This window comes from Nocardioides sp. Z21_20, assembly GCF_059766585.1.
In genome coordinates, this window is sequence record NZ_JCBAJX010000007.1 from 88,177 (window position 1) to 105,786 (window position 17,610).

General features: G+C 73.8%; 15 protein-coding genes and 1 riboswitch. Of the genes, 14 read left to right on the top strand and 1 reads right to left on the bottom strand.

What is annotated here, in order from left to right; all coding sequences use genetic code 11:
* Positions 1 to 37 precede the first annotated feature (37 nt).
* The 10 genes from AC6EH9_RS12830 (at position 38) to AC6EH9_RS12875 (ending at position 12,605) form a co-directional block, all read left to right on the top strand.
* A complete protein-coding gene (locus AC6EH9_RS12830) occupies positions 38 to 1,186 on the top strand; it encodes a glycoside hydrolase family 25 protein (protein WP_498423644.1) in 1,149 nt (382 codons plus the stop codon).
* Positions 1,187 to 1,283: 97 nt separating this feature from the next.
* Positions 1,284 to 1,865 carry a carboxymuconolactone decarboxylase family protein gene (locus AC6EH9_RS12835; protein WP_498423646.1) on the top strand — a complete coding sequence of 194 codons (582 nt, stop codon included), beginning with the start codon at positions 1,284 to 1,286 and terminating at the stop codon, positions 1,863 to 1,865.
* Between the two features lie 2 nt (positions 1,866 to 1,867).
* The gene (locus tag AC6EH9_RS12840) at positions 1,868 to 2,758 is read left to right on the top strand and encodes an RNA polymerase sigma-70 factor (RefSeq protein WP_498423648.1); all 891 of its coding nucleotides are present in this window, start codon (positions 1,868 to 1,870) and stop codon (positions 2,756 to 2,758) included.
* A 32-nt stretch (positions 2,759 to 2,790) separates the two neighbouring features.
* A riboswitch (TPP riboswitch) is annotated at positions 2,791 to 2,899 on the top strand.
* On the top strand, positions 2,888 to 3,988 hold the full coding sequence (locus AC6EH9_RS12845; protein ID WP_498423649.1) for a thiamine ABC transporter substrate-binding protein: 1,101 nt from the start codon (positions 2,888 to 2,890) through the stop codon (positions 3,986 to 3,988). Its footprint overlaps the riboswitch before it by 12 nt.
* A gap of 52 nt (positions 3,989 to 4,040) precedes the next feature.
* On the top strand, positions 4,041 to 5,684 hold the full coding sequence (locus tag AC6EH9_RS12850; RefSeq protein WP_498423651.1) for an ABC transporter permease: 1,644 nt from the start codon (positions 4,041 to 4,043) through the stop codon (positions 5,682 to 5,684).
* Between the two features lies 1 nt (position 5,685).
* Positions 5,686 to 6,714, top strand: coding sequence for an ABC transporter ATP-binding protein (locus AC6EH9_RS12855; RefSeq protein WP_498423652.1), 1,029 nt, complete (start codon positions 5,686 to 5,688; stop codon positions 6,712 to 6,714).
* A gap of 33 nt (positions 6,715 to 6,747) precedes the next feature.
* Positions 6,748 to 7,824, top strand: coding sequence for a phosphatase PAP2 family protein (locus tag AC6EH9_RS12860; protein WP_498423653.1), 1,077 nt, complete (start codon positions 6,748 to 6,750; stop codon positions 7,822 to 7,824).
* Positions 7,825 to 8,294: 470 nt separating this feature from the next.
* A complete protein-coding gene (locus AC6EH9_RS12865) occupies positions 8,295 to 9,806 on the top strand; it encodes a C40 family peptidase (RefSeq protein ID WP_498423654.1) in 1,512 nt (503 codons plus the stop codon).
* A 75-nt stretch (positions 9,807 to 9,881) separates the two neighbouring features.
* Entirely contained in the window at positions 9,882 to 11,942 is a 2,061-nt protein-coding gene (locus AC6EH9_RS12870) for an acyl-CoA dehydrogenase family protein (RefSeq protein WP_498423656.1), read from the top strand.
* Between the two features lie 30 nt (positions 11,943 to 11,972).
* Positions 11,973 to 12,605, top strand: a complete 633-nt coding sequence (locus AC6EH9_RS12875; RefSeq protein ID WP_498423657.1) for a hypothetical protein — start codon at positions 11,973 to 11,975, stop codon at positions 12,603 to 12,605.
* Between the two features lie 97 nt (positions 12,606 to 12,702).
* Here the strand turns inward: AC6EH9_RS12875 and AC6EH9_RS12880 are convergent, their stop codons facing one another.
* A complete protein-coding gene (locus AC6EH9_RS12880; RefSeq protein WP_498423789.1) occupies positions 12,703 to 13,191 on the bottom strand; it encodes an inorganic diphosphatase in 489 nt (162 codons plus the stop codon).
* Between the two features lie 130 nt (positions 13,192 to 13,321).
* On the opposite strand from AC6EH9_RS12880, the gene dacB reads away from it, so the two are divergent.
* From dacB to hpt, 4 genes are all read left to right on the top strand, one after another.
* Complete coding sequence (gene dacB, locus AC6EH9_RS12885; protein WP_498423659.1) at positions 13,322 to 14,779, top strand: D-alanyl-D-alanine carboxypeptidase/D-alanyl-D-alanine endopeptidase; 1,458 nt, start codon at positions 13,322 to 13,324, stop codon at positions 14,777 to 14,779.
* Positions 14,780 to 14,862: 83 nt separating this feature from the next.
* Positions 14,863 to 15,894, top strand: coding sequence for a zinc-dependent metalloprotease (locus AC6EH9_RS12890; RefSeq protein ID WP_498423661.1), 1,032 nt, complete (start codon positions 14,863 to 14,865; stop codon positions 15,892 to 15,894).
* 7 nt (positions 15,895 to 15,901) lie between these two features.
* A complete protein-coding gene (tilS, locus tag AC6EH9_RS12895; protein WP_498423663.1) occupies positions 15,902 to 16,882 on the top strand; it encodes a tRNA lysidine(34) synthetase TilS in 981 nt (326 codons plus the stop codon).
* Between the two features lie 117 nt (positions 16,883 to 16,999).
* On the top strand, positions 17,000 to 17,551 hold the full coding sequence (gene hpt, locus AC6EH9_RS12900) for a hypoxanthine phosphoribosyltransferase (protein ID WP_498423664.1): 552 nt from the start codon (positions 17,000 to 17,002) through the stop codon (positions 17,549 to 17,551).
* Positions 17,552 to 17,610: the final 59 nt, after the last annotated feature.

The window sequence follows — 17,610 nt, forward strand, 5'->3', positions numbered from 1 at the left end:
TGTCCAGGTGGGCGCCGCCCGACCACGGGGGAACGAGATGACAGACCCAGCCATCGGCGCGGCGCGCCGGCACCGCCCCACCGCCCGCCTCGTCCTCACGCTGGTGACGGCCTGGGCCCTGGCCGCCGGCGTCCTGGCCGGCACGAGCCTGGCAGCCCCGCCGGCGGCAACCGGAGCCTCCGCCGCCCTCACTGCCGCCGCGGACCCGGTCTCCGGTGTCGACGTCGCCGGTCACCAGCACCCCGGCGGCGCGCCGATCGACTGGGCGGCGGTGGCCGCCGCCGGACACTCCTTCGCGTTCGTCAAGGCCACCGAGGGGGCGACGTTCGTCAACCCCTACTTCGCCGCCGACCTCAGCGCCGCGGCGAGCGCGGGTCTCTACCGTGGGGCCTACCACTTCGCGCGCCCCGGCCCCGGCACCGCCACCGCGCAGGCGGAGCACTTCGTGGCGACCGCCGGGCTGCTCGCCCAGGTGGGCGACCTGCCGCCGGTGCTCGACCTGGAGGTGACCGGAGGCCTGACGCCCGCGCAGCTCGCGGCCTGGACGCGCGAGTGGCTGGGTGCGGTGGAGCGGCGCACCGGCCGGGTGCCGGTGCTGTACACCTCGCCGGCGTTCTGGGCGGAGAACATGCCCGCCGGCACCGGCTTCGCCCGTTATCCGCTGTGGATCGCGCACTACACGAGCGCCGCGGCGCCTCGGGTGCCGGCCGGCTGGCCCCGCTGGAGCTTCTGGCAGCGCACCAACCAGGGCAGCGTCGCGGGCATCGAGGGGCCGGTGGACCTCGACGTGTTCCAGGGCACGCCCGCTGCCCTCGCGACCCTCGCCGGCGCCGGGCCGGCCCAGCCGCCGACCCCGCAGCCGACCCCGCCGCCGGTCCCCGAGCAGATCTCGACCAGCCTCACGCTGCGCCCCGACCGGGCCCAGGTCCGCCGCCGCGCCACCGTCCGCCTGCGCGGACGGCTGACGGCGGCCGGGCGCGGCGTGGCGGGCAGCACCGTCCAGCTGCTGCAGCGCGCGACGGGCAGCAAGCGGTGGAGCGTCGTGCGCCGGGTGCGCACCGACCCGCGGGGGCGCCTGGTGATCGCCGTGCGCCCCGGCCGCACCACCGCCTACCGGGTGGCCTTCACCGCGACGGCCGAACGGCGCGCCAGCGTCTCCGCCACGGTGCGGATCCGGGTCCGCTAGGACGCCCCGGCCCGGGGGTGTCACAGATCGGCGCCGGCCGGTGTCTCACGTGCAGGACCGGCCCACCGGCGGCCGGGGCGAGACCCAGGAGGATCCGATGACCAGCAGCTTCCGCATCCCACCGGCCACGATGACCGGCCCCGTCGCCCGCGCGGTGAGCGCCTACGCACGCCGTACCTGGGGCAAGGTGCCCGACAACCTCCTGGTGCTCTGGCACCACCGCCCGGCGCTGCGCGCGGTGCTGGCGCTGGAGGGCAGGGTCGCCCGGCTCGACCGGCTCGACCCGCACCTGAAGTCCTTCGCGCTGCTCTCCTCGGCGGCGACGATCGGGTGCTCGTGGTGCCTGGACTTCGGCTACTTCCTGGCCCACGACGAGGGGCTCGACGAGGCGAAGGTCCGGGAGGTGCCCCGCTGGCGCGAGTCCGAGGTGTTCACCGACCTCGAGCGCGACGTGATGGCCTACGCCGAGGCGATGACGCTGACCCCGCCCACCGTCACCGACGAGATGGTCACCGCGCTGTCCGGGCGGCTCGGCACCCAGGCCGTCGTCGAGCTGACGCTGATGGTCGCGGTCGAGAACGAGCGCTCGCGCTTCAACAGCGCGATGGGACTGGCCAGCCAGGGGTTCTCCGACGTCTGCGAGCTCCCGCTCGTCGACCTCGCCTCCGCGCGCGAGTGATGATGGCGGGTGTGACCGCCACCGACGAGTTCGTCGCGCATCGCAACCTGCTGTTCACGGTGGCCTACGAGATGCTCGGCTCGGCGGCCGACGCCGAGGACGTGATCCAGGAGACCTGGCTGCGGTGGGTCGAGGTCGACCCGGCCGAGGTCCGCGAGCCGCGCGCCTACCTGGTGCGGATCGCCACCCGGCTCGCGCTCAACCGGCTGCGCACGCTGCGGCGACTCCGCGAGAGCTACGTCGGGCCGTGGCTGCCCGAGCCGCTGCTGACCGCGCCGGACGTGGCTGAGGACGTCGAGCTCGCCGACGGCGTCTCGACGGCGATGCTGCTCGTGCTGGAGACGCTGGGCCCGGTCGAGCGGGCGGTGTTCGTGCTGCGCGAGGTCTTCGCCCTGGAGTACGACGAGATCGCCGCGGCCGTGGACCGGACGCCGGCGGCCGTGCGACAGGTGGCGCACCGGGCGCGCGCCCACGTGCAGGCCCGCCGCCCCCGCGAGCGGGTGGACCCGACCCGGCGCGACGCCGTGGTGGAGCGGTTCCTGGCGGCGACCGCCACCGGCGACCTCCAGGGGCTGATGGACGTGCTCGCGCCCGACGTCGTGCTGCTCACCGACGGGGGCGGTCTGGTCAGCGCCGCGCTGCGGCCGATCACCGGGCGCGACAAGGTGCTCCGGTTCCTGGCCGCGGTCATCGCCCGCGGGCTGGGCGGCGACGGTGTCCAGGTCGACGTGTGTGACTACAACGGCGCTCCGGCGCTGCGCGTGATCGAGCACGGCCGGGTCACGCTGGTCGCCTCGATGCTCGTCGAGGACGGCCTGGTGAGCGGGCTCTACCTGGTGCGCAGCCCCGAGAAGCTCGCCGGCGGACAGCGCGAGGTGGCGCTCACGAGGTAGCCGGCACCCGGCGGTGGGGGCGTAGGGTGGGCCTTCGATGACAGGGGAGCACGCTCGTGCGTGCTGAGAGTGCGGAACAGCCGCAGACCCTCCGAACCTGCTCCGGTTAGCACCGGCGAAGGGAGTCCGATGATCAGCGAGCGTGCGTGCCGACGACCGACCAGATCCGTCACCAGGGGGCCGCTGCGGTGGGGGGCCGTCGTCCTCGCTAGTGCCCTGCTCGCCGGGTGCTCGGTGCTCGGCGGCGGCGACGAGGGAGGCGATGCGGCGGGGAGCTCGCAGGAGGTCGTGCTGGTCACCCACGACTCCTTCGCCCTGCCCGACGAGGTGCTCGCGCGCTTCGAGGAGGAGAGCGGCTACCGGCTCACCACCCGACCCAGCGGCGACGCCGGCACCCTGACCAACAAGCTGGTGCTCACCAAGGAGTCGCCGACCGGCGACGTCGCCTTCGGGGTCGACAACACCTTCGCCTCCCGCGCGATCGAGGACGGGGTCTTCGCGCCGCTCGACGTGGAGCTGCCGCCGGGGGCGCAGACCTACGCGCTGCCCGGCGACGGCGCGCGGCTGGCACCCGTCGACGTCGGACACGTCTGCGTCAACGTCGACACCACGTGGTTCGTCAAGCGCCGACTCGACCCGCCGGCCACCCTCGACGACCTCACCGAGCCGGCGTACCGCGACCTGCTCGTCCTGCCGGGGGCCGCCACCAGCTCGCCGGGGCTGGCGTTCCTGCTCAGCACGGTGGCGCAGTACGGCGCGCAGTGGCCGGACTACTGGGGCAGGCTGATGGCCAACGGCGCCAAGCTGACCTCGGGCTGGTCGGACGCCTACTACGTCGACTTCACCCAAGGCGGCGAGCAGGGCACCCGCCCCCTCGTGGTCTCCTACGACTCCTCGCCGGCGTTCACCGTCAGCGAGGACGGCGCGACGTCGACGACCACGGCGCTGCTCGACACCTGCTTCCGCCAGGTGGAGTACGCCGGCGTGCTCGAGGGCGCCGACAACCCCGAGGGGGGCGCCGCGCTGGTCGACTTCCTGCTCTCCGAGGACGTCCAGGCCGCACTGCCGGACAGCATGTACGTCTTCCCGGTGCGCAGCGACGTCGAGCTGCCCGCGGCGTGGGCCCGGCACGCCCGGCAGCCCGAGGACCCGCACACCCTGGACCCCGACCAGATCGCCGCCGAGCGCGACGACTGGCTCCAGACCTGGACCGAGGTCACGACCCGCTGAGCCGGCGGCTGGTGAGAAGGTCCGGGGCGGTCGCGGCGTGGGGGGAGGGGCGATGAGACGGGTGGTCGGGCTGGCCGCGCTGGCCGCCGGCCCGGTGCTGGTGCTGTCGGTCTTCTTCGTGCTGCCCGTGTGCGGCATGGTCGCGCGTGGGCTGTGGCCCGACGGCACCTTCGACCCCGGCGGCGTCGCGCAGGTGCTCGCCCGGCCCCGGGTGCACCGGGTGCTGGCGTTCACGCTGTGGTCGTCGGCGGCCGGCACCGTGCTCTCGGTGCTGCTCGGCCTGCCCGCGGCGTACCTGCTGCACCGGCGCGAGTTCCCCGGCCGGCGGCTGCTGCGCGCCACGCTGCTGGTGCCGTTCGTGCTGCCCACGGTGGTGGTCGGGATCGCCTTCCGCCAGCTGCTCAGCGACGGCGGTCCGCTGGGCTTCCTGGGGGCGGACCAGACGCCCGCCGCGATCGTCGCGGCGCTGGTCTTCTTCAACGTCAGCGTGGTGGTGCGCACCGTCGGGGCGGCCTGGGAGTCGCTCGACCCGCGCCCGGCCCAGGCGGCGGCGCTGCTCGGCGCCTCGCCGCTGCAGGTGCTGCGCACCGTCACCCTGCCCAGCTTGCGCCCGGCGATCGTCTCGGCGGCGAGCGTCGTCTTCCTCTTCTGCGCCACCTCCTTCGGCATCGTGCTGACCCTCGGCGGGCTGCGCCACGCCACCGTGGAGAGCGAGATCTACCTGCTCACCACCAACCTGCTCGACCTCCAGGGGGCCGCGGCGCTGTCCCTGGTGCAGCTCGCCGTGGTGGCCGCGCTGCTGATGCTCACCCAGCGTCTGCGCGCGACGCCGGACCCCACCGTGCAGCGGGTCGTGGCGCGACCGCGGCCGCTGCGCCGCGCCGACCTGCCGCTGCTGGCGCTGACCGCGCTGCCGGTGGTGTTGGTCGCCGTGCCGTTGGCGACGATGGTGGCCGGGTCGCTGCGGGTCGGCGACGGCTGGGGGCTGGGCAACTACCGCGCGCTCGACGCGCAGCCCGGCAGCCCGGGTGCCCGCTCGCTGGTGGTCCCGGTCACCGAGGCGCTCGCCAACTCGCTGCGCACGGCCGTCGACGCCACCTGGATGTCGCTGCTGCTGGGCCTGGCCGTGGCGGTGATCGTGACCCGCCGCTCGCACTCCAGCGCCGAGCGTCGCCTGCGCGGCGTGCTGGACGGCTTCTTCATGCTGCCGCTGGGGGTCTCCGCGGTGACGCTCGGCTTCGGCTTCCTGGTCACCCTGGACCGGCCGCCGCTCGACCTGCGCGACAGCCCGCTGCTGGTGCCCATCGCCCAGGCGCTGGTCGCGCTGCCCCTGGTGGTGCGGATCCTGGCGCCGGTGCTGGCCGGGATCGACGACCGCCAACGGCAGGCGGCGGCCACCCTGGGCGCCTCGCCGTGGCGGGCGATGCTGACCGTCGACCTGCCGGTGGTGTGGAAGCCGCTGCTCGCCGCGGCCGGGTTCGCCTTCGCCGTATCGCTGGGGGAGTTCGGCGCGACGTCGTTCCTGGCCCGCGAGGACCATCCCACGGTGCCGGTGGTGATCTTCCGGCTGATCGGGCGCCCCGGGGAGGCCAACCACGAGATGGCGCTCGCGGCCGCGGTGGTGCTGGCCGTGGTGACCACGACGGTGATGCTGGTGGTGGAGCGCCTGCGGGTGCCCTCGGTGGGAGCATTCTGAGATGTTGAGCCTGGATCGGGTGAGCGTGCGCTACGACGGCGTGGAGGCCGTGCGCGAGCTCTCCCTCACCCTGCCCGACGGCGAGGTCCTCGCCGTGCTCGGCCCCTCGGGCTGCGGCAAGTCCACACTGCTGCGCGCGATCGCCGGCCTGGAGCCGGTGGCCGGCGGGGCAGTCGCCTTCGACGGCGGGGACCTGGCCGGCACCCCACCGCACAAGCGGGGCTTCGCGCTGATGTTCCAGGACGGCCAGCTCTTCGGGCACCTCAGCGTGGCCGGCAACGTGGGCTATCCGCTGCGGCTGCGCCGGGTGCCGCGCGCCGCGGTCCGCGCCCGGGTCGCCGAGCTGCTCGAGCTGGTCGGGCTGGCCGGGTACGGCGAGCGGCTGCCGGGCACGCTCTCCGGCGGCGAGCGCCAGCGGGTCGCGCTGGCCCGCGCGCTCGCGGTGCGGCCCCGGCTGCTGCTGCTCGACGAGCCGCTGTCGGCCCTCGACGCCGAGCTGCGCCGTCGGCTGGCAGGCGACCTGCGCGCGATCCTGCACGCCGAGGGGACCACCGCGCTGATGGTCACCCACGACCAGGACGAGGCCTGGGCCATCGCCGACCGGATCGCGGTGATGCGCGCCGGCCGGCTGGTCCAGGAGGGACCGGTCGCGCAGGTGTGGGCCGGCCCGGCCGATGCCGAGACCGCGCTGTTCCTCGGCTACGCCCAGGTCCTCGACGGCCCGGCCGCCGCCCGGCTGCTGCGGCTGGCCGGCGGGGAGCCGGGCCTCGCCGACGGCGCCGACGGTGCCCGGGTCGCCGTACGCCGCTCGGCGTTCGTGGTCGACGAGCAGGGCCCGCTGTGCGCCACCGTGGTCTCGCTCAGCGCCACCCCCGAGCAGGCCCGGCTGGTCGTCGACGCCCCGGGGATCGGGCTCCTCGACGCGGTCGCCGCGACCGGCGTGACCGGCGGGCCGGCCCCGGTGCCGGGTGGGCCGGTGCGGCTGCGGGTGGATCCGGCGCGGCTGGCCGTGATCCACGCCCGACGCTGACCCGAGATCGCCCCGCTGGTGCCCATCCCTAGAATGGCGCCCGTGTATCGACGGGCGTACGTTCTCTTGATCGGTGTCTCGGTGATGATGGCGATCCTCGCCCTGGTCACCGCAGCGAGTCTCGATCGGAGGATCGTCGACCCCGAAGGCTTCCTGGGTCCCGCCTGGGCGCGCGGTCCGCTGCTGGTCGGCGCGGCCTTCCTGGTCGACATCGTGCCCCGGATGCTGTGGGGCTCGCGGATGCACCCCAAGCGGATGATGCCGATCGTCCGCGCCCGGGTGAAGGAGCACTGGAACCGCGAGCGGATCACCCTGGTGGTGCTGGGGATCATCTGCTTCTACGGGACCTACGTCTGCTACCGCAACCTCAAGTCGTTCCTGCCCGACGTGCTGGGCCTGGACTACAAGTTCGACCGCGAGCTGCACCTGATCGACCAGGCGCTGTTCTTCGGCCACGAGCCCGCGGTGGTGCTGCACAGCGTGATCGGCTTCGACTGGGTCTCGCACGTGCTCTCGGTGGTCTACCTGGTCTTCCTGCCGCTGGTGCCGGTGATGGTGACGATCTGGGTCGTCTGGTCGCGCAACATCTCCTTCGGCTACTGGTTCTGCACCGCGCAGGTGCTGGCCTGGACGCTGGGCACCGCGTCGTACTACGCGCTGCCCACCCTCGGCCCGGGCTTCCGCTACCCCTGGCTCTACCAGGACCTCGCCTACACCGGCACGACGACGTTGATGGACTCGCTGTTCTACGGACGTGCCGGCGTGCTGCACCGCGACCTCCAGGGAGCCGTGCAGTCCGTGGCCGGCTTCGCCAGCCTGCACGTGGCGATCACCCTGCTGGTCGCGCTGATGGCGCAGTACACGATGCGCAACCGCATCGTGCACTGGGTGCTGTGGATCAACTTCGGCCTGACCGTGATCGCCACCCTCTACTTCGGCTGGCACTACGTCGCCGACGACATCGCCGGCGTCGGCATCGCGCTGATCTCCTTCTACATCGGCGGCGTCGCCACAGGACAGAAATTCGATCGCAAGGGGCTGGCCGCCCATCCCACGACGGACACCTCCGCGGTGCCCGTCGAGATCCCGGTGGAGACCACCGCCCGCTGACCGCTGCCCGCTGGCCATCCAGAGGCCCCGCTCGTCTTCGCGAGCGGGGCCTCTTTGTGTTCTGGGGGTGTCGGTTTCCCCGGCCGACCGGGGAAACCTGATGTTGTCGGCCGAAGCTTCGCCCGACAACATCAGTAGTTGACGACCGGTACTACCTCACCGGCCCCAGGGGCCGATTCCGTCACTGAGGTCGCCGGCCGCCGACCCCCGAGCGGTCGTCTCGGGCTCGCGTACGCCGCCCCACGGCCCCGCGACGCGCCCCGCGAACGACGCGAGCCGCGAATTACATTCGTGTAGTTCGTCAAGCCGACACGCCGCGCGGCGTCGGAAAATTTGAGAAAGTTGTTCCCTTCTGTGACTGTTGCGCATTAGCGTGACCGGTGTGTCTCGGGCGATGGGGAAGTCGCCCGAGGCACGGTCTCGGTCCGGATGGCCAGCAGCCGAGGCGAAGCGAACGATTGGGGTCACACGTGCGAGCAGGTCGTCACGAGGCACGTCAGAGGCTCCGCTGTCCGGCGCCGGACCAGCAGGTCCGGGGGCCACGCGGAGCCGGCGCACCGGGCGGGCGAGGGGTACGACGTACGTCCGCCGCGGTCCTGGCCCTCACCCTGCTGGCCCTGGCCCCGCTGGGCAGCGGGGTCGCCTCCGCGGCCGACGACGACCCGCCCAGCGAGCACGAGGTAGCCACCGCGCAGCGCCAGGCACAGGCCAAGGCCCGTGACGTGGCCACGGTGCGAGCCGAGCTCGCCCAGGCCAATGCCCGCCTGGAGGAGTCCGGGATCGCCGCAGCCAAGGCGGCCGAGGCCTGGAACGGCGCGCGCTGGAAGGCGCGCCAGGCCCGGCTGGCCGCGGCGGCGGCACAGCGACGCGCCGACCGGGCCGACGAGTCGGTGGCGCGGCAGCAGGCCAGCTACGCCAGCGCGCTGGCCACGACGTACCGGATGGCGCCGGAGCTGACGGCGCTCGGCGCGATCGTCGACTCCGACGGGATCGACACCGTCGTGGAGCAGGCCACCAGCATGCGTCACGCCGAGTCCGCGCTGGGTCAGGGCTACGACCGCTTCCAGGCCACTGCGACGCTGGCCGAGCTCGCCTCCGCCGCTGCCGTGAAGGCCCGCACGCAGGCCGTCGCGCTCGCCGGCGAGGCCCGCGAGGCGCACGACGAGGCCCAGCAGCTCGCCGACGCCGCGGCGGCCGACGCCCAGACCATCGCCACGGAGAAGGACCAGCTGATCACCGAGCTGGCCCAACTGGAGAACATCAGCGTCGCGCTGGCCGGGCGCCGTCAGGCCGCCCTCGAGCGCGCCGCGCTGGAGCAGGCCGCCGCGGCGGCCCAGGCGCAGGCGGCGCAGGCCGATCAGGAGACGCAGGCGTCGGGCGGTACGGCGGCGCCGGCAGGGCCGGGCACCGGGGGAGCCCCGCAGAGTCCGTCCGTGCCCGCGGCTCCCGGCGCTCCCGCGGCTCCCGGCGGGTCGTCGAGCCCGGGGGACAGCGCGCCGTCCGCGCCGTCCGCTCCCGAGCCCGCACCGGTTCCTGCTCCGGCGCCCGCTCCGGCTCCTGCTCCGGCGCCCACGCCCGAGCCGGCCCCGGCGCCCGAGCCCAGCCCGGCCCCGCCCGCCGCGGGGGCCGCCGCCGCGATCCGCTTCGCCAAGGCCCAGCTGGGGGAGCCCTACCGCTGGGGCGCCGCGGGGCCCAGCTCCTGGGACTGCTCGGGCCTGACGATGCAGGCCTGGCAGGCCGGCGGCACCTCGCTGCCGCACTACTCGGTGGCCCAGTACGAGCAGTCCACGCCGATCAGCGCGTCGTCCCTGCGCCCCGGGGACCTGGTCTTCTGGGGCTCCTCGAGCCGGTCGTCGTCGATCTACCACGTCGCGCTCTACATCGGCGGCGGGCAGATCATCCACGCCCCCCGCGCCGGGCGCCCGGTGGTGCAGGAGTCGCTGTACTACTGGATCCCGCCGAACTTCCACGCCCGCCCGTGAAGCACGCCCGCCCGTGAAGGTGATCTGAGGCAAAGTCGCGGTTGTGAAGGCGCGGGCGTGGGTAACGTCGCGCTCATGCCATCCGACACCGACGCCTCCCCCGCGGGCGCAGCAGCGCACGTTGCGACTGACACCACCTCCGGCACGCCTCCCGAGACCGGCCGCGGCTACACCCAGCCGGTCGTCGACGTGGCGGCGTTGACGGCGCTGCTCGACGACCGCTACGCCGAGGTGCGCAACCTCGTCCGGGCGAACCTGGCCGACTACGCCTCGATCCTCACCGAGGCCGAGGAGCTCGACCGCGACGCGTTCCGCGAGCGGGTCAAGGACGTCGTCGTGGAGATGGCCCAGACCGGCCAGACGGGGATGGGCTTCCCCGAGGAGTACGGCGGCGGTGGTGACCTGGGCGCCTCGATCGCGGCCTTCGAGACCCTTGCCTACGGCGACCTGTCGGTGCTGGTGAAGGTCGGCGTCCAGTTCGGCCTCTTCGGCGGCGCGATCCTCCAGCTGGGCTCCAAGGAGCACCACGACGCCTACCTGAGCGACCTGATCACCGGGCGGCTGATGGGCTGCTTCGCGATGACGGAGTCGGGTCACGGCTCGAACGTCCAGGCGCTCGGCACCGTCGCGTCGTACGACGTGGCGACCCAGGAGTTCGTGATCACCACGACCTCGGAGTCGGCGCGCAAGGACTACATCGGCAACGCGGCCAAGCACGCCGAGCTCGCGGTGGTCTTCGCCCAGCTCGAGGTGGCCGGCAAGTCCGAGGGGGTGCATGCGTTCGTGGTGCCGATCCGGGTCGACGGCGAGCCCGCGCCCCGCGTCCGCATCGAGGACTGCGGGCACAAGATGGGCCTCAACGGCGTCGACAACGGCCGGCTGTGGTTCGACGAGGTCCGCGTCCCGCGCACCGCGCTGCTCAACCGCTTCGCCGACGTCACCCCGGCCGGGGTCTACGAGTCCCCGATCGAGAACCCCAACCGGCGCTTCTTCACCATGCTCGGCACGCTCATCCAGGGCCGCGTCTCGGTCGGCGGCGGCGCGATCAACGCCAGCAAGGTCGCGCTGGCGATCGCGGTGAAGTACGCCAACCGGCGCCGCCAGTTCGAGGCCACCGGCGACGGCACCGAGGAGCTGCTCCTCGACTACGGCATGCACCAGCGCCGGCTGCTGCCGCTGCTCGCCGACACCTACGCCCTGCACTTCGCCCAGGAGGTGGTGCGCGGCCAGCTGCACGACGCGTTCTCCGGCGAGGGTGGCGGGGACGAGTCCGCCGTACGGGCCCTGGAGGCGCGCGCGGCCGGCACCAAGGCCTACGGCACCTGGCACGCCACCCGGACGATCCAGGAGAGCCGCGAGGCCTGCGGCGGGGCCGGGTACCTCTCGGTCAACCGGTTCGCCGCGCTCAAGGCCGACACCGACGTCTTCACGACGTTCGAGGGCGACAACCACGTGCTGCTGCAGCTGGTCGCCAAGGGCCTGCTCACCGACTACGCCAGCGAGTTCGAGGACATGGACCAGTTCGGGATGGTCCGGTTCGTGGCCGGGCTGGCCGTCGAGACCGTGCTCGAGCGGACCGCGGTGCACAAGGTGCTCCAGCGCATCCGCGACGCGTTCCCCGGCGGCGACGAGTGGGACCAGGACGCCGGGCTGCTCGACTCGGACTACCAGCTCGCGATGCTGCGCTTCCGCGAGGAGCACGTCATCGGCGGCGTGGCCCGCCGGCTCAAGCGCGGCGTCGACCAGGGGATGAACCCCGGCGTGGTCTTCTCCCGGGTGCAGGACCACGTGATCCGCGCGGCGCGCGCCCACGTGGAGCGCCTCGTGCTGGAGGCGTTCGTCGCGAAGGTGCAGGCCATGGAGGAGGGCGACGAGAAGGTCGCGCTGGCCATGCTGTGCGACCTGCACGCGCTGAGCGTGATCGAGGCGGACCGGGCCTGGTTCATGGAGCACGGCCGGCTCGGCAGCCAGCGCTCCAAGGCGATCACCCGCGAGATCGGCGACCTGTGCCGCAAGCTGCGCCCGATCGCCGAGGACCTCGTCGACGCGTTCGGCGTGCCGGCGGCGATGCTGCGCTCCCCGGACCTGGTCGGTGCGGGGGCCGCTGCGGGCGGGAAGGACGAGGCGGGTGCCTGAGACGTCGGGTCGCCCGGGGCCGGTAGGGCGATGATGGAGCCGTTCGGGTGGCACCCCCGTCGCCACCTGCCGCCCGGGTCACCCGCCGGACTCGCGGTGGTCGCCCCGGGGCGCCGCTACTCCCCGGCGCGGCCGATGCTCGACCTGACCCGGATCGCCCTGCTCCAGCGCGGGTACGTCGTGCGCGAGCTCTGGTGGGACGCCCACCAGCGGCTCGCCGACCCGTCCGGCTGGGTGCGCGAGCACGTGCTCACCGAGCTCGAGGAGGAGCGGGCCGAGGTGGGAGGCGTGGACCGGCTCGTGGTCTGCGGCAAGTCGCTGGGCTCGCGGGCCTCGACGCTGGCCCTGCACCCGGACTCGGCGCCCGTCTTCGACGCCGTCTGGCTGACCCCGCTGCTGACCAACCCCGGAGTGGTCGAGGGCATCCGCGCGCTCGCCGGGGCGGGTGGCCGCCAGCTGCTCGTCGGCGGGCTCGGCGACGAGCTGTGGGACAGCGCGGTCGCCCACGACCTGGCCGGTGCCGCGGGGTGCACCATGCTGGAGTTCCCCGACGCCGACCACTCCCTCGCGGTCCCGGGCGACGTCGTGCGCACCGGCGAGGTGCTGCTCGGCGTCGCCCGCGCCCTGGAGGAGTTCCTGGCGCCCCCCGGCGCGCCGTACTGACCACGCGAAACCCCCACTTCCCACGCGTTCTTTCACGTGGGAAGTGGGGTTTTCACGAGTTAACGTGTGAAAGCCGAGGCGGCTGAAGCCAGAGCGCTCAGTGCCCGTTGGTCTTGGCGCGCTCGAACGACGCGAGGACCTCGGCCTCGGCGTCGGCGAGGCCGACCCAGTTGGCGCCCTCGACGGACTTGCCGGGCTCGAGGTCCTTGTAGACCTCGAAGAAGTGCTGGATCTCGAGGCGGTCGTACTTCGACACGTCGCCGATGTCCTTGAGGTGGCCCTGGCGGGGGTCGTGCGCCGGGACGCAGAGCACCTTGTCGTCGCCGCCGGCCTCGTCGGTCATCCGGAACATGCCGATCGCGCGGCACTTGATCAGGCAGCCGGGGAACGTCGGGGCCTGGAGGATCACCAGCGCGTCGAGAGGGTCGCCGTCCTGGCCGAGGGTGTTCTCGATGTAGCCGTAGTCGGCGGGATACTGCGTGGAGGTGAAGAGCATGCGGTCCAGGCGAAGGCGACCCGACTCGTGGTCGACCTCGTACTTGTTCCGCTCACCCTTCGGGATCTCCACGAGTACGTCGAACTCCAGCACGTTGTTCCTCCAGCGATCGTCGGCCCCTGCGTGAGGTGGCCGGAACAGGTCTCGGTCCGGCCCCGGACACGGAGCCGGGGTCAGTCTCGCGCAGAATGTTATGAACTGGAACTCGGAAGGGGGCTCGATGGGACGAGGTGACGCACCACACAGGGCCGGCGGGCTGTTCGGCTGGCTCTCGGTGGTGGTGGTCCTCGCGCTGCTGGTCGCCGCCGGCGCGGCGTACCGCTTCGACCTCGGCTCCCGCTGGCTCGGCCTCGAGGGGGCCGACCCGCGCACCGATCCGGCCGCCGTCGAGCCGCCCCCGGGACTGGATCTGCCCGAGCCCACCACGCCGCCGCCGGTGGCCCGGCCGGTGACCCGCGCCGAGTCCGGTGCGGTCGACCCGGCCGCCGTACGACGCGCGCTGCGGGCCGGCCTCGCCGACCCCGACCTGGGTCGCCACGTCGTCGCCGTGGTCGCCAACCTCTCCGGTGGCAGCCCCGTCTTCGAGTCCGGCAGCGGCCAGGTGGTTCCCGCCTCGACCCTGAAGCTGCTGACCGCCACCGCCGCGCTCGAGGCTCTCGGGCCCGAGCACACCTTCACCACCAGCGTGGTCGCGGGCGCCCGCGCCGGCCAGATCGTGCTGGTCGGCGGCGGCGATCCCTACCTCGAGCGGGGCCCGGCCGCGGACGACGAGCCGCCCTACCCGCCCCGCGCGGACGTCGCCACGCTCGCGCGGTCCACCGCCCGGGCGCTGCGCGCGGACGGCGTACGCCGGGTGCGGCTGGCCTACGACGACTCCCTGTTCACCGGTCCCACGACCAGCCCGCAGTGGCGCCCCGACTACGTCACCGACGGCGTGGTCTCCCCGATCACCGCGCTGTGGGTCGACCAGGGCCGCGGCGAGGACGGCTGGAGCCGGGTGGCGGACCCGTCCGCGGAGGCGGCGCGGACGTTCGCGGCCGCGCTGTCCGGTGCCGGCATCCGCGTGCAGGGCGCGCCGCGCCGCGCCACCGCGCCCACCGGAGCCGCCGTGCTGGCCGAGGTCGAGAGCGCCCCGGTCGAGCAGATCGTGGAGCGGGTGCTCGACGTCAGCGACAACGAGGGCGCCGAGGTGCTCGCCCACCACGTCGGCCTCGCGGTCTCCGGCGAGGGGTCCTTCGACGCGGCGGCCGCCGGCATCGTGCAGACCCTGCGCCGGCTGGGGGTCCCGCTGGCCCGCGACGTGGTCCACGACGGGAGCGGGCTCTCGCGCGCCAACCGGCTCGACGTGGAGACCCTCGTCGACGTGCTGCGGATCGCCGCGTCCCCCGAGCACCCGCGGCTGCGCGCCGTGCTCAGCGGGCTTCCCGTCGCCGGCTTCACCGGGTCGCTGAGCTCGCGCTTCGCCAGCGGCGCGGACGCCGGGCCGGGGCGGGTGCGCGCCAAGACCGGCACGCTCACCGGCGTACACGGACTGGCCGGGGTGGCCACCGACCTCGACGGCAACGTGATGGTCTTCGCGATGATCGCCGATCGCGTCGGCGAGCTCGACGCGCTGGACGCGCGCGAGGCCCTGGACAACGTCGCCGCCGAGCTGGGCGCCTGCCGCTGCTCGGCCTGAGTTCGCCGGGCGCCCGCGCGGCGCGGGCGGGCGTCGGGGCCGGATGGCCCCGCGGGCTCCCAGAGTCCACGTAGGGTCGGGCCATGAGCGCGAAGATGATCGACTGGGACCTCGCGGTCTCGCTGGGCTCGCGGGTGGCCGGGCAGGGCCCGACGGTGGCGCGCGGCGAGGCCGTCGCCGCCGTCGCCGAGCTGCGTGCGGGCGCCGAGCGCTCGACCGGGCTGGTGCGTGACTTCACCGGGCTGGTCGCGGCCGAGGCCACCGCCCCGGTGCTGGTCGTCGACCGGGCCGGCTGGGTGCAGGCCAACGCGGACGGCTTCGCCACCGTGCTGGACCCCATCGTCGAGCGGATGACCCAGAAGAAGGGAGGGCCCGGGGCGCTGTCGCGGGCCGTCGGCTCGCGGGTCACCGGGACCGAGGTCGGGCTGCTGCTCGGCTTCCTGGGCACCAAGGTGCTGGGCCAGTTCGACCCGTTCTTCGACCCCTCGGGACGGCTGCTGCTGGTGGCCCCCAACGTCGTCCACGTGGAGCGCGAGATCGGCGCCGACCCGCACGACTTCCGGCTCTGGGTGTGCCTGCACGAGGAGACCCACCGGGTGCAGTTCACCGCGGTGCCCTGGATGCGCGAGCACCTGTTCGCGCAGATGCAGACGCTGGTGGACACCCTGGAGCCCGAGCAGGGGGAGGACCTCGTCGATCGGCTGGCCGCCGCGGTGCGCGGCGTGCGCGGCGGCGGCAGCCTCATCGACATGGTCGGCACCCCCGAGCAGCAGGAGGTGCTGGACCGGGTGACCGGGGTGATGTCGCTGCTCGAGGGCCACGCCGACGTGGTGATGGACGGGGTGGGGCCGCAGGTCATCCCGACCGTGGCGCAGATCCGCCGCAGCTTCAACCGTCGCCGCCAGGGCGTCGGGGTCCTCGACAAGCTCCTGCGCCGCCTGCTCGGCATCGACGCGAAGATGGCGCAGTACCGCGACGGCGCGAAGTTCGTGCACGGGGTGGTGGACAAGGTCGGGATGGCCGAGTTCAACGCGGTCTGGGCGGCCCCGGAGAACCTGCCCTCCAAGGCGGAGATCGCCGACCCGGGTGCCTGGGTGGCCCGGGTCCTGGGCTGACGCCCGGGTGGCGCTGCATCCCGCCGTCGCCGCGGTCCGCCTCGCTGTACGACGCACGCTGGCCGACGTCGGCCCCGGGCGGACCGTCGTGGTCGCCTGCTCCGGTGGCGCCGACTCCCTGGCCCTGCTGAGCGCGACCGTCTTCGAACGGCGTTCGGCCGGCTGGCGGGTGGTGGGCGCGACCGTCGACCACGGGCTCCAGGAAGGCTCGGCGCAGCGGGCACAGGCGCTGGCCGGCGTGATGGCCGGGCTCGGCGTCGACGAGACCGCCGTGATCACCGTGCGCGTGGACGCGGCGGGGATGGGACCCGAGGCGGCTGCCCGCGAGGCGCGCTACGCGGCGCTCGACGAGCTCGCCCAGCGGCTGGAAGCGGAGACGGTGCTGCTGGGCCACACCCGCGACGACCAGGCCGAGACGGTGCTGCTCGGCCTCGCCCGCGGCTCCGGCGGGCGCTCGATCGCCGGGATGCGGCGCGGGTTCGGCCGCTACCTGCGCCCGCTGCTCGACGTCTCGCGCGCCGACACCCGCGCCGCCTGCGCGGCCGAGGGCCTGCCGGCCTGGGAGGACCCCCACAACGCGGACCCGCGCTTCACCCGGGTGCGGGTGCGCCAGGTGGTCCTGCCGATGCTGGAGGCCGAGCTCGGGCCCGGAGTGGCGGTCACGCTGGCCCGTACCGCCGACCAGCTGCGCGGCGACATGGAGCTGCTCGACGACCTCGCCGACGCTGCCCTGCGCCGCGCCGTACGGGCCGGGGGAGCGCTCGACGTCGCCACCCTGACCGCGGAGCCCGCCCCGCTGCGCCGCCGCGCGATCCGGTTGGCCGCCCTGGCCGCCGGAAGCCCCGCCAGCGAGCTGTTCCACGACCACGTGCTGGCCGTCGACGCACTGCTCACCAGCTGGCGCGGGCAGCGTTGGATCGACCTGCCCGGCCACCTGCGCGTCGTACGTCGCGACGGCGCGCTGGTCTTCGAGGGCGCCCGCGGCTGAGGGCGCGCGGCTGGGGGAGGGCGCCGATTGGGCAGAGACGGCGGTCTCCGGGGCGTTTTCGTCGCCGATTGGTCCCCAACGGCGACCGGAGCCGGCGACCGCCTACGCTTTCCTCCCATGGACGCTGCCCACGTGGAGAACGACCTGGTCAACATCCTCTTCACCGAGGAGGAGATCCAGGACAAGCTGAAGGAGATGGCGGCCCGGATCGAGGCGGACTACGCCGGTCAGGACCTGCTGCTGGTCGGGGTGCTGCGCGGCGCGGTGATGGTGATGGCCGACCTGTCGCGCTCGCTGGGCCGTCACGTCGAGATGGACTGGATGGCGGTGTCGTCCTACGGCTCGGGCACCAAGTCCAGCGGCGTCGTGCGCATCCTCAAGGACCTCGACACCGACATCTCCGGACGGCACGTGCTGGTCGTCGACGAGATCATCGACACCGGCCTGACGTTGAGCTGGCTGGTCTCGAACCTCTCCAGCCGCAACCCCGCGAGCATCGAGATCGCCACGCTGCTGCGCAAGCCGGAGGCGCAGAGCATGCCGGTGGAGGTCAAGTACGTCGGCTGGGACATCCCCAACGAGTTCGTGGTCGGCTACGGCCTCGACTACAAGGAGCTCTACCGCAACCTGCGCTGCATCGGGACCCTGGCGCCTCACGTCTACTCCTGAGCCTGCACGGCGTCCCCACCGGGTGCGCGCGTCTGAGGTGAGGCTGAGAGGTCTCCGAG